Raw genomic sequence first — 12,938 nt, forward strand, 5'->3', positions numbered from 1 at the left:
CAAAAACAAGAGTAAACAGGCAGAAACATGTTACCGATAACATTAAAATCCAGGATTTAGAAATAAAACAGCGCGTGGGGAAAGTTTCAATTCATGGAGTATGCCTTAAAACAGAAACCATCGATTGAAATAAGTAGAATTTGCTATCAACATGTCCGTTTAGAGTGTACCCTAAATAGACACTAGCGGATCATTGAAAAATCTCAATTTCTAATGTATGATTAGGGTGTATTTTAAATAGTTCTAGAAAGTAGGTAAAAATTTTGAAAATTGCTTATATTCGAGTGTCATCGATTGATCAAAATGAACAACGACAAATTGCAGAAATGAAAAAGTTTGGTGTAGAAAAAATTTTCATTGAGAAACAATCTGGCGCAACGATTACTCATCGACCGATTTTCCAGGAAGCTTTAGAGTTTGTCCGAGAACAAGATATTTTTATTGTCGAAGCCATCGATCGATTAGGCAGAAATTATGACGAAATCATTGACTCAGTCAATTATCTCAAAAAGAAAAATGTGCAACTAATCATCACTAGTTTACCAATCATGGCTGAAGCAATCGGAAATCCTCTCCTGGATAAATTCATTAAAGATTTGATCATTCAGATCTTGGCAATGATTGCCGAACAAGAACGTACAGAATCTAAACGACGCCAGGCACAAGGGATTAAGATTGCTAAAGCGAATGGCGTTTATAAAGGACGTCCTAAGTTATACAGCGCAGACACAAAAGATCCCCAACGTCGCCTTGTTTATAAAAGCATCGTTGAAGATCTTAATAAGGGAATTGCTATTTCAAAGATTGCAAAGGACTATAATGTTACCAGACAAACAGTTTATAGAATAAAAAATGAGCTGATGTGACATGTACTTGTCTGAATAAATATATTTTCGTTTTAAGAACATCACAAATTCTTCAGTATTTAATTTATATAGGCATGTCGTCTGCTATCCATTTATTAAAATCTGTCTTAACAATATTAGCATGATAAAACGTTCCATAGCGTTCATGTTTATCTGATTTATAAAAACCCAATGTCTCTTTTCTTTCTTGGTCATGTTCTTCTATATATTTAGAATAATTATGATAAAACATGCTAGAAAGCAGTATGGGATTATCTATTTCTTTATTAGCAATATTAGCTAAATTACAAGCCATTGAAACTGATTCTCCAATCCATACTAAATTATTAATTCCTGAAGAATGTCTACCTGCCTTAACTACTAATGTTTGAGAAGTAGCTAATCCGATTCCTGCTGTTATCTCGGGCAAGTGTCTTTTGGAAAGTAAAGAATTAAGCATTTTTAAATACGTATTTATATAATAGGCTCTATCTGCAAGATCGTAAATATCTTTTTGCTTTGGTGAAGAATATATTGCATAAACACAATCACCCCGTATGCCAATTTCTTTCAGCTTATCCGTATCCCTTCTTAATATTTCAATAATTTCTGAAGTGAATCCACGAATTACTTTTGCTACGTTAAGCTCGCTATTTTTTTCTATTAACTCTGTTGAATTACGAATATCAATAAAAATAGAACTAACCCAAGACTTATATCCGTTTTTATAAGTAAAATTCTCATCTCTAGGCAAAATTTCTACTTCATTGATTTTATCCATGTTGTCTAAAATTTCTTCTAATTTAATTTTTCTATCTTTATAATCATAAGTGAACGTCAAAAGTATCAGTCTCCTTTAAATTAATAATGCAGTGAAGAGAAGAGGACAAATCATAAGTTTTTAGTCTCTAACTCTTTTAATAGCCTATATAAATTCCCTTCTATTTATTTACATATATAATTATCCAACCAGCCACAAACATAAAAAAAATACCAATAACGCCTATTGAAGAAAAGATAATCCCTTTTTAGCATACATATGTTTATCAGCACATATTTTTGAATTTATATAGATTTGGTAAATTATATCTCTATAAGTATTCTCTTCTTCTTCCTCATCTATAAGTTGCTTAAATTGGTCATAAGTTTTATCACCAATACTCCCAAAGAATATTAATGAATTTCCCGAATTTATATTTTTAAAAGATAGCTTGGGACTCAACTCTTTAACTAGATAAAATAATCCTACACCTAAACTTACTATAAAAATTGAAAAAGTAAATAAGTAAAGAATAGAACCAAACTCTACTTTATCTAACATATATCTTGCTATACTTATACATTTATTTCTGAAAAAATCAGAAATAAAAATACTTGAAAATATCCCAAATGTAGCAAGTAAAATAGACGTTTTGTTGTCACAAGACTTTATCCATTCATTTATTCTATCCATTCTTTGGTATAACTCTTCATTTCTTTTTTCATAATCTATTTTATTCAATATTCACATCACTCACTTAATAATTTTTTAGTATGTAATTTCCTATTTTAATCCATATAAAAATATAACATAAAAAAGTTTTTTTTGATGAAATACTCATAAAATATCTTTTTGAAATCATAATTGTAATTAAAGTGATTTTATAATAAGAAAAATAAAGAATTATAATCACAACAAAAGCAAAATATAGCAAAAAACACAAAAATTTTTAGCTTTATTTTGTACCTGCTCAGTTCTAATGACCTTTTCTTAATTATAGTTTTAATAACTATACATATGTTGGACAAAAGAGCATACTCTGTTGGACTCTAGGTAAATATCTTACTGAACCTAATTAAGTGAACAGCTGAAAGAATTATGATATAAGCAAGTTAAAAAGGATCAAAAACTTAAAAGCTTCTGACCCCTTTTATTAATTGTCTTACTTGTTTGTAACTTTTAGTAACTTATCCAGGATTTTAGAATTAACAATAGGGATTCAATTAAAATCGTTATACATTGTCCCACAACCAATAACTATTTATAAGTATTTTTAAAGACACCGATAAAAATTATTAACTTTATGACTCAATAGTAAAAATGAACTCTATCTAATTGAATTTCCTTAAATCTACTTTTTTCTAATATCTTTAATAAAGAAATCGCTAATATCCATATCTAATATTAGATATAGATATGAGTTCTTTTAATTTTTTAGATTGATTTTCATTTAACGATACACCGTCTTTTTTTATTGCATTAGATATCTCTATATTCATACGACTTAAAACTAATGGAACTGAAGTTCCTTCATTTTTCAACTTTTCAAGATAGGAGCCTAATACTTTTCGAAGAGATTCATTTCCAAGATCTATCTCTAAATCATCTAATAATTCAGTAATAATCACTTCTGCTTTTTTACGTCGATCGTCTCCACCAGAAAACCACTTTAAATTACTCATATATTCATCCTCCTTGATTCCTTTTTATGAATCCCTTTCGTCTAAATCAATGATTAAGTCACACTTGTCTATTAATTTATCATTATGAGATATCATAATGATTGACTTATTAGGGTACTTTAATAATTTTTCTAAAATCAGCATTTCAGTTTTAGAATCTAAAGCACTCGTAGCTTCATCTAATAATAAAATTTTACTTCCTAATAATAAAACTCTTGCTAAAGCAATTCTTTGCTTTTGACCACCTGATAAATTCGCACCATTTTCTTCTAGATACGTATCAAGTCCTAGAGGAAGCGCAGTAATATAACTCCATAAACAAGTATCTTTCAGTACTTTTTCGAGTTCTTGTTCATCAGGAATACTTTCTAAACCTAAAAATAAATTGTCTTTAATAGTTCCACTCATAATAAAAGATTCTTGAGGCACATAGGTAATCAACTTACGTAAATCTTTTCTATTAATATTTTCAATATTTTGCTCATTTATACAAATTCTTCCATTATCTGGAGAGTAAAATCCAGCTAGAAGTTGTGCTAAAGTTGATTTCCCAGCACCACTATCACCTTTTATTCCTATATTTTTACTCACAGGTAGAGAAAAACTCATATTATCTAACACATTAGGATATTTAGTAGAATAACTAAAATATACATTTTCAAATGTAATCGTTGCTTTTTCAGTTAATTTAGCCAAATGAATAAACTTGTCTTTATTTTCATTATTTATAGAAAATACATCGTTAAGCCGATTATTTGCAACTTGTGCTTTTTGGAATTTTTCTTGTAGATTTATTATATTTTGTAGAGGTGTAGAAAAAAATATAGATAATGAATTGAAAGTTATTAGTTCTCCTATTGTAATTTCTCCATTGATAACATAATACGAACCAAACCATAATACAAAAGCCGAGGTTAAAAGAGAAACCAAAATTTTTAAATTTTGAATTATAGAATCATACATATTTCTCTTTAGTGATACATCAAAAAATTTATTTAAACTTCTATATATTTGATTTACAATCTTATTCTCACTACAAAGTGCTTTTATAGTATATATTCCGTTTAATCCTTCAATAAAATTAGAATCAACTATTGAATTTGTTTGCATCTCTTCTCCGTTTAATCGACTCATTTTTTTATTTGATCCTAATATAATTAGTATATAAAATGGAATAGAACTTAACGTTATTAAAAATAATTGTTTATTAATATTGATCAATATAATCCCCACAACAATGACTGAACTTAAATCTAAAAAAATAGATATAGTAAAGCTAGCTAAAGCTTCTATAATTTTATTAGCATCAGAAAATCTAGAGACAATATCTCCAGTTTTTCTTTTAGAAAAAAAGGAAGCTGGTAAAATGAAAATATGTTCTAAATATTTAAATAAAATGCTTCTACCTACATCTTGTCCTAGCTTTTCTAAATTATATCTTCTTGTAATTTCAAATATACTTGTTATAAAAATGCCTATGATATAGCTAATTGATATCATAAATAGATTTAAAAAGTCTTTTTCAGGAAGTAACCAATCTATTAAAATTCTAAAATAGTAACTTGATAGTATTCCTATAATTGTTATTATTAATGAAGATAATATCACCAATAAAATTTTTTTATATTGATCTTTTAATAAACTTATTGAAGAAAAAAAACTTTTTTTTGTATTATTTATGGGTTGGAAATCAGGAGTCTTTTCAGCAACTAAAATAACACCAGTCCATTTGTTGTTGAACTTTTCTATTGATTCTTTGTATTTTCCAATCGCAGGGTCAGCTATTAACAATTTCTCTTTTTTCACACCATATACAATACAATAATGAAGAAATTGATTATTCGTTACTATATTAGCAATTACGGGATAATTGAACTCATTTTCTTTCCATACATCACTATTAGCTTTATAGGCTTCACAATTTATTCCTAATTTAGCAAATCCGTTAACTATACCTAATGCACAGGTACCTTCAGAATCGGTTTCAGTTAAGTCTCTTAAAACTTCCACTGAAATCCATGAATGAAAATTATTTAAAATCATCTGCATACAGGCTAAACCACAATCAACTTCATTATACTGTTTTATTAATTTTTGTCTCAAAGAATCACCTATAAATAAGAATACTCATCCATAGAATTTTTGAATGAGTATTCTAAAAATATAATATACTAAAATAAAAGGCTCAAATTAACTTTTCCAACCAGCTGCTCCACCAGTAGCTAAATTCGCAGCAGAATTATTTCCAATAATGCCAATAGCTTTTCCCCAATCAACACTGCACCCTTTTTTATTACATGAGACTCCATTACCGTAGTATTTTCCACCTACTACTTGTGCCATTTCTTTTGATGTTAATTTCTTCAAAACTTAAACCTTCTCTCATTTTTTGAACAATAAATAATTGTACTTATTTAAAAGATAGCATATTATTTATATTTTTTTAATTAAAATAACGTTATTTTAACTTACAATTTTGTCATCTAAAAACATATTTTATTTCATTATAAATATGGATTTCATAAACGTAGCTTTTGATGTCATAAAAGTTATTTTTAATGTCATAATCGTAAATATACTTACTTTGATTCATTTGCCTAAATCTAAAAAAATATTTTAAACAAATGAATAGTTGTCTATCCTATAGTCTTACAAGCAAGAAAAAGTATTCGTGTATGCTTAATTCCACATTCTTACAAGAAGTAAAACAAACACGGCGAGATTAGCCAAAAAGAAAAGCCTTAGAGTATCCTACTACTCTAGGGCTTCAGTGTTCACTTGTTCTTCTTCTGCAAAACAATCATATCATGATTTGTTGTTTTTTTAATGGTGACCTCACCTATCGTTTTCCTTTGTAAGCTCAATTTTTTTAGAAATATTCATCATCTTTATATCGATCAATTATTACCACTTCATATATAACATCTTCTTTCATCTGTTTAGCAATCAAGCTAGGACGAATTTTTTCTAACCAATTTTGATCAGGTACATAATCAAGAAAATTACCCATCGTTTTTTTAATAATCTCATCAGTAGACAATTTGACTAGTCTTATAAACTTAAATGGAGGTAACGCTGCTACACATAGTTAATAACGTTGTCATCGCTTTTAGCGTTTACTATCGTTACCGAGAGACTCTTTTATCCTGTTTCTTTTTTCTTGTCACTACGATAATAAATAGTACTAAGAGTGCATACCCAAGGATGATCAAACTATTGGTGTTTGAAGTACCTGTTTGCGGTAGTTTTCCTTGTCCGATTTGAGATGTATCTGCTACGATCGTTTTCTTTTGGTCATCATCCGTTTCTTCCTCTTGTGTCGCCGTTTCACCGATTCGACCAGTCACAGTGACTTCCCCTGTTGTCGCCTCTCCGACAATGGTTTCCGATAGATCCCAGACAGTTAGAGCTAGTAATACAGCTCCGAAAAAAATGATTCTTTTTCGTTTTTTCATACGATAGATCCCTTCTTTACTGGGATTCCAGTTTTTTAGTCTTCTTCTACATCCGGCGCAAAGCTTAAGACCAATTTGAAACTTGGATTTGATTCTTCTGATGCATTGACAGGGGTTGCTTCACCAGTGAAAGTAAATGTTCCTTCATTCGTTCCTTGATTGCCTTCAAGGGTAAACAATTCTGTTTCTGTCACAGTTGGTGTGCCATTTTCAAACAACTCAATACCGTTTACGTTTAACAAGTCTACTTCAGACATATCCAATGGTGTATCAACACCTGCAACAGAAGCAATCACACCAACAGCTGAGTTATTAGTCACAGCGTACGTAGGTGAAACGATTTCTTTGTGACTTGACTCTTCCGTCGTATAGAACAAAGCGGTCGTTGGAATCGTCACGTTGATCCATTGGTTCAAATCTTCAGGATTTGGTCCAGGCGTTGTATTATCGAATTCTCCGATGATCCCATTTACTTGGACATCTCCTGACGTATCACCTTCACGTCCATCAATGGTTTGTGTCGCAAATGCGATTGTGCCGCTTGCTAATACTCCTGCGATCGTTGCTGTACTTAGAATTGTTGCTACAAATTTTTTCATTTTTATTTCCTCACTTTTGATTTTTTTTAATTCTTAACGATAATCGTTAATTCGGCTTCTGTGACCCCTTGTTTTTCTTTACTTTCAGGATCGTAAATATTGATGGTGGCTTTGGCAGGATACTCGCCCTTTGCCAACGGTGTCGTCAATTCGACATTTTCAACAAATTGGTTTGGATTGATCGCACCGGAAGAATAGATCACTTCCCCACTGGACAGCAAAGAGATATCCACGGCAATCGGGTACACATTTGTGCCCGGATTGACAATTTCGATGGATCCTGGGCTTTGACCATCTTCAAAAATGGCTTCTGGATTGATCTGCAATGTGAAATAATTCGCATCCGCAATTTCCTGCGCACGTTCAGATACACGCTGATCAGTAGCATCTCCAGGTTCAGGTAAAAGATCTGCACTGATCAAAGGAACTGCTTCTTTTGATTGATAGAAATAGTACCCAATCCCACCGGCAAGTACTGCCAATAACAACAACCAAAAGACCCATTTATATCGCTTTTTTTTCTCTGTTTGATTCGTTTGCTCCAAGGGATTCACCTCCTTCACGTTTGGTACGATTTTTTTACTCAGTCTCGTGGAACAAATCGTAAGACGATACGATAATTTGGTACTAATAAGGATTCATAATAACCACCCTGATCAGCTTCTGTATCGACGACCCATTGCGGGTAATCACCGTAGAAGTTTCCTGTTAAGGAAATCGGCACACGGCTTCTTTCTTTTAAACGAACCAAGTGTTGTTCATCCATAGCTTCATAAAGTTGTATCTGTGTTTCTTCCGTTTTTAAGTTTAATTCCAACAAAGGTGTCGAGATATCATCATTGGTAAGAATTGGTTCTTCCTCATCACTTTCAGCGTAATCAAGGGGATCTTCTCCAGCTTCTAACAAAACAATACCGTCGCTATTATCGATCGCCATTTGATTGATATAGGTATCCACAGCAAGTGGGGATTGGTTGTGGATCTCATAAGCTTGGCTTTCAAAATTACGATTCGATTCAGCCGTGTTGTACAAAGATTCAAACACCATTTTGGTTGGAATCGTTACCCGCATATGTTCCAATTTTGACGTAACATCAATACCGACTGTCAGTTGATAGGCTTTATTTCCTACCTCAAGAACAGCAAAGTAGCTACCGTCTTCATCCACTTCTCTTGTAAGATCCGTTTCCACGATGCGAAAGTCATCCGTCATATCAGCTTCCGTTAAGACATTTGCGGCTTGCGCTCGACTTTCTTGCAGAATCAAAGCATCTAACGCATCTTTCGTACTTAACTCGTTGATTTTATAACGATCTAAGGTAATATTGTACGCTTCAAAGTTCACCCCTTTGATCACAGTTTGACGAGCTGTCACATCGACATATGTCTCAATAGAAGGTTTTGATAAGAAAATCGACACTTCTGATTCTGTTTCCAATCGTTCATTTTCTCTTAATGGAATTCGGAAGTTGCGATACAGCTGATTTTCATCCCTATAATCGCCCCATTCAATCCGTTCAGAGTTTTTATCCAATTCAACGATTTCCCCATTGATATTTGTATAAGTGATTCTTGTGACATCTGTATCTTCATACATAGAACCAGTGATTTCTGTAGATTGATCACTCAATGAATCGATTCGTGCAACCAGACCTTCTGGTTCTGAAAAACGAATTTTATTGTAGTTATTCTTAGAAATCACTTGATAAATGTCCGTTTGATTTTCCAGACTTTCTAAGGAACCATCTAATTCTTCACCACTCAGTAATCTGGAACGTGCTTCTGCATTTCCTGTACCTCCGTAAGGGAAGGTATTACCACCATTTCGATTGATTCGTAGCATTCCAGAAATATTGATAAACTCTTCGGTTGGAACGTCTATAGATGCATCTTCCCAAAAAGCCATTTTTTGACTAGTAACATTAATTTTTAAACCATTCGAAACAGTATTTTGCGCCGAGCGAATCAATCGTTGCAATTGTGCATTTGCTTGACCAGTTCTTGTCGTAGGGTGACTAATTTCAAACAAATTCACATTATTTAGATTCAATTGTGCATTTGCCAATCTAAAATAAAGAACTTCTGATTTATTTCTTGTAGTTTCTAAATTGACACTAGAATCTTCTTCAGCAGAAAATGATTGACGTACATTTACAAGTGGTCGGTTTATAAATTCTGCCGTCGTTCCCATTCCCGTACGATTATCAGTAAGTGTAAATTCCGCTCGTTTACCGACTGCAATGTTCGCAAAAGAATTCGAATGATTACTTGAGGCATTCCCTCCCCCTTGTGTATTCAACCCTCTAGCAACAGCTTTAAATGTTGCGTCATCATTGAGAATGAAATTTGAGGATGTAGTTACTCTAAATACTCCTCCAGATTGATCCACATCGAGCGTAGCCCCTTTCCCAATCCGCACAACGGAATTACTTGCAGTAAGCCAAATAAAGCGTGAATCTGAAGTTGTACGATCTCTTCTAGAAGTCATAGTGGCATTATCTTGCAACTCTACTTTTTGCGACACTTGTATTCTAGAATAATTTTGACTTATTGCTGAATTTTGAATAGCTGTAGTAGTCGGCTCTGTCAAATGTACTTCCGCATTTTGCGAAAGCGTTACTGAGCGAATAGTAGTATTTCCTGTCATTCCTCTAGCAGCATTTATTCTCGTATAGGAATTTTCGCCAAATAGCAGATCCGTCGTTCCAACTCCTTGTAGAAATCGTCCGCCAGTATCCACTTCAACTTTACTTGCTTCTTCCATCGTAAATTTTGAGTTCGCCAATGTTAAACGAAAAACAGCTCGCGCAGCTTGTCGAGTAGTATGATTGACAATTACCTCTGCTTCACGTCCTAATTTGATTTCTTCCCTAAACCGGAAAAAATCGACATTTGCATTATCACGTCCGAAAACGTTAATTTCAGAGTAATCACCCACATTCAGCCGACGAATGGTTGAAGATGCAGCAGATGAGGTTCCACCGGTAAATCCTTGTGCGGTTTGCAGGTTGATTGTATTGGCTTCACCAATATAAATATCTGTTGTACTTCGACCAGTAACTAAAGGTCCTACTTGATTAAGCGTGATTTTAGCATTTGCTTCTGACAAAAATTGGGAAGCAGTCGACGATGAGCCTAATGCAATAAGAGGATTAGCTACTGATGACGTACGAGAATAATTGATTGACGCTTTTTCTCCAAGAAAGAAGAGTTTTTGTACGGAGAAAGCATTGGCTGCTGCGCTCGTTGAATGCTCAGCAATAGAGATTTCAGCTCCTTCAAGCAACTCAAATTGATCGACCATCGTCCCAGCGGTGAAGCCATTCCCTAACACACCTGTTAGTTTTGAGTATTTTCCTAAAGTCACATGAGCCAAACTTGCGTTGACAAACGCCCCTCGCTGGTTTACCCCTATTTCGGAATAATCCCCGATTGAGATTTTTCCGTTGCTAGATGCTAATCCGATGACAACATTTGATGTACTCGCTGAAGAGGTCGTTCGTGTTCTCGGTACATCAATGGCTGTATGACTTCCGATTTGGACAGAAGATGTTGCAAAAAAGGTTCGATACGCTTGACCAACCGTGGCATTGCTAGGTTCACTTATGGATATTTCCACCTGATCACCAATCACAATACTGTCTACTGCTACATTCCCAGTAAACCCATTACTATGATTATTGTTCATTTTCACATGATCTTGAATCATTATTGTTGAACTAGCAACCCCAGTAAACATCGGTCCTTGTTGCGAAATTCTCGTTTGTGTATTTTCTCCAAAATCTATGGAAGAGTTTGCACTTCGGAGTTGGATAAAGGCCCCCGTCGTTGTTCCCGTCCGGGTCCCTTCAATAATTGTAGGCTGATCTGCTGTACTATTTTCAATGATGAAGCGGTGTCCGACATTGATAGCAGGTGTCGCACTGACCGTTCCGTACTCAGATAGTTTTAACTGACTACCTGCTTGTAACCGTACTTCGCCTAGAGTACTAGTGGAATTCCCGGAAAGCCCCTGTCCTGTTCCAACGTCTAGTGTTGCACCGGTTGCTAAAGTCAACTGACTATCTTGATTGGCATTTGGCAGGGAAACCATTGCGCCAGATTGACGAATTGTGGTCACACTTCCTTGACCAAAATCAAGGCTTGCTGCGGCCCCTGTCATATGAAAGACTGTACCTGTGTTACTGTTGGTACTTCGTGTAACAGAAATTTCAGCTTGGCTAGCGACTTCTACTTGATTCATTTCAAAGATTGGTGTGGCATTTGATGATTGATGATTGATTGTCAATTGTCCTTCAATTAAGAGTCCTTCAGCCGTGAATAACGTTGGAATAGAGGACGTCGCCGTCGTCACCATGTTGGTTCCTTTAAAGTAAAGATTTGCTTGGTTGCTATTCACCACACGTCCTGCGGTACTTGTCAGCTCCATCTGAGTATTTTCGAAAGTAATCGTTGATGCCCCAGTTGTTTGAGCAAGTCCTTGTGCTGACTGGATTCCTTGTTGCTGCACCCTCTCCCAAGTTAATTGAACCGGAGCAACAAACTGCATCAGGTTCTCTGCCGCCGTCTGTGAAAATATCACAGGTGTCTCCTGACTCCGCAAGGTAACGTCTGTCCGTTGGATACCACTGATGGGGGCGGTAAATGCCAAGTTGCTGTCAAAAGTAAGTACCAAGGATTGATCATTTGCGATTTCTTCGTAATGATATTCAATACCTTCATCATCGGTGAACAACTCTCCAAGTAAAATTGCTCGCAATTGTACTTCACTCGCTACAGTCAATGCGACCACTGAAGCTTCAGCATCAAACCTTTCGACTTGCTTGTTCTCAGATTCTGGTTCCTCTTCGTCTTCTGAGGTGTCTGGCGTTTCTGCTTCTGGTAGTGCTTCACTCTCTTCTGTCTCTTCTTGGCTAGCCGTTGTGGAATCATCCGTGGCTTCCGATGCGGTTGTTTGTTCTTCCTTGCTTCCCTCAGTTGCTTCTTGGCTTTCCGATTGATCAGCAACAGAATTGGTGGTTTCCTCAGTTGAGGATTGTTGCGTCTCTTCAGAAAGTGACTCTGTTTCTGCATAAGCAACTTGATGGAACATCAACGTCGTGTTGATACCCGTGCTGCTTAGTAGTAATACTGCAGAAATCAATGTAAGTAATTTCATCAGATCCTCCTCTCTTCAGTCTTTGGTGCGTCAAGAAATTTTAAAATAGGCAACATGTTGCTTATTCCCACAAAGTTTTCTCAAAAATCTTCGTTTTTAAGGAGACAAAAAAAAAGACATCCGATCGCATCAGATGTCTTGAAAAAGTGATTAAATTAGGTTTCCTATTAAAGAAGATAAATAACATATTGTCATTATCAAAAACGAAGGTTTTCGAGAATAAACATGCAAGAATAATCCTATAAGGACATTTCTTACTTTAGAAATAATAACATTTTATATTTTTTAAAAAAAACAATTTTTTCATAGGGGAGCGAAAAATTTGTTTTTTCTTTTTCACGTCTTGTTTAAAACCTGAGAGAATATTTTTTTATAAAGGCGTGTTTCGTTCAAAAATATGTTCAAGTAGACTTATCGGATGATTATCAGGAGTTCAATA

At 34.3% G+C, this 12,938-nt stretch carries 10 protein-coding genes; 1 reads left to right on the top strand and 9 read right to left on the bottom strand.

Annotated elements, in window-relative coordinates:
- Positions 1 to 263: 263 nt before the first annotated feature.
- Complete coding sequence (locus tag P3R27_RS10930) at positions 264 to 866, top strand: recombinase family protein (protein ID WP_034690574.1); 603 nt, start codon at positions 264 to 266, stop codon at positions 864 to 866.
- 64 nt (positions 867 to 930) lie between these two features.
- Here P3R27_RS10930 and P3R27_RS10935 read toward each other — a convergent pair whose 3' ends face one another.
- From P3R27_RS10935 to P3R27_RS10975, 9 genes are all read right to left on the bottom strand, one after another.
- Positions 931 to 1,686: an adenylate/guanylate cyclase domain-containing protein gene (locus P3R27_RS10935; RefSeq protein ID WP_271523007.1), complete on the bottom strand. Its 756-nt coding sequence runs from the start codon at positions 1,684 to 1,686 to the stop codon at positions 931 to 933.
- A 162-nt stretch (positions 1,687 to 1,848) separates the two neighbouring features.
- On the bottom strand, positions 1,849 to 2,346 hold the full coding sequence (locus P3R27_RS10940) for a Pycsar system effector family protein (RefSeq protein WP_301390137.1): 498 nt from the start codon (positions 2,344 to 2,346) through the stop codon (positions 1,849 to 1,851).
- Between the two features lie 644 nt (positions 2,347 to 2,990).
- Positions 2,991 to 3,287, bottom strand: coding sequence for a bacteriocin immunity protein (locus P3R27_RS10945; RefSeq protein ID WP_034690484.1), 297 nt, complete (start codon positions 3,285 to 3,287; stop codon positions 2,991 to 2,993).
- Between the two features lie 24 nt (positions 3,288 to 3,311).
- A complete protein-coding gene (locus P3R27_RS10950; RefSeq protein ID WP_271523010.1) occupies positions 3,312 to 5,390 on the bottom strand; it encodes a peptidase domain-containing ABC transporter in 2,079 nt (692 codons plus the stop codon).
- Positions 5,391 to 5,477: 87 nt separating this feature from the next.
- Positions 5,478 to 5,654: a leucocin A/sakacin P family class II bacteriocin gene (locus P3R27_RS10955; RefSeq protein WP_034690485.1), complete on the bottom strand. Its 177-nt coding sequence runs from the start codon at positions 5,652 to 5,654 to the stop codon at positions 5,478 to 5,480.
- A 758-nt stretch (positions 5,655 to 6,412) separates the two neighbouring features.
- Positions 6,413 to 6,742 (bottom strand): LPXTG cell wall anchor domain-containing protein, encoded by a 330-nt coding sequence (locus tag P3R27_RS10960; RefSeq protein WP_034690487.1) that lies wholly within the window; start codon positions 6,740 to 6,742, stop codon positions 6,413 to 6,415.
- A 35-nt stretch (positions 6,743 to 6,777) separates the two neighbouring features.
- Positions 6,778 to 7,341, bottom strand: coding sequence for a hypothetical protein (locus P3R27_RS10965; RefSeq protein ID WP_034690488.1), 564 nt, complete (start codon positions 7,339 to 7,341; stop codon positions 6,778 to 6,780).
- A 26-nt stretch (positions 7,342 to 7,367) separates the two neighbouring features.
- Entirely contained in the window at positions 7,368 to 7,886 is a 519-nt protein-coding gene (locus P3R27_RS10970) for a hypothetical protein (protein WP_034690489.1), read from the bottom strand.
- Between the two features lie 38 nt (positions 7,887 to 7,924).
- Positions 7,925 to 12,499, bottom strand: a complete 4,575-nt coding sequence (locus P3R27_RS10975) for a hypothetical protein (protein ID WP_235186413.1) — start codon at positions 12,497 to 12,499, stop codon at positions 7,925 to 7,927.
- Between the last annotated feature and the right edge of the window lie 439 nt (positions 12,500 to 12,938).

Origin of the sequence: Enterococcus spodopteracolus (assembly GCF_030441955.1) — a bacterium.
Taxonomy (GTDB): domain Bacteria; phylum Bacillota; class Bacilli; order Lactobacillales; family Enterococcaceae; genus Enterococcus_B; species Enterococcus_B spodopteracolus.

Excerpts from the sequence above, each read along its gene's own strand:
- P3R27_RS10975 (WP_235186413.1), bottom strand. The coding sequence starts at position 12,499 with ATGAAATTACTTACATTGATTTCTGCAGTATTACTACTAAGCAGCACG.
- P3R27_RS10960 (WP_034690487.1), bottom strand. The coding sequence starts at position 6,742 with ATGAAAAAACGAAAAAGAATCATTTTTTTCGGAGCTGTATTACTAGCT.
- P3R27_RS10945 (WP_034690484.1), bottom strand. The coding sequence starts at position 3,287 with ATGAGTAATTTAAAGTGGTTTTCTGGTGGAGACGATCGACGTAAAAAA.
- P3R27_RS10965 (WP_034690488.1), bottom strand. The coding sequence starts at position 7,341 with ATGAAAAAATTTGTAGCAACAATTCTAAGTACAGCAACGATCGCAGGA.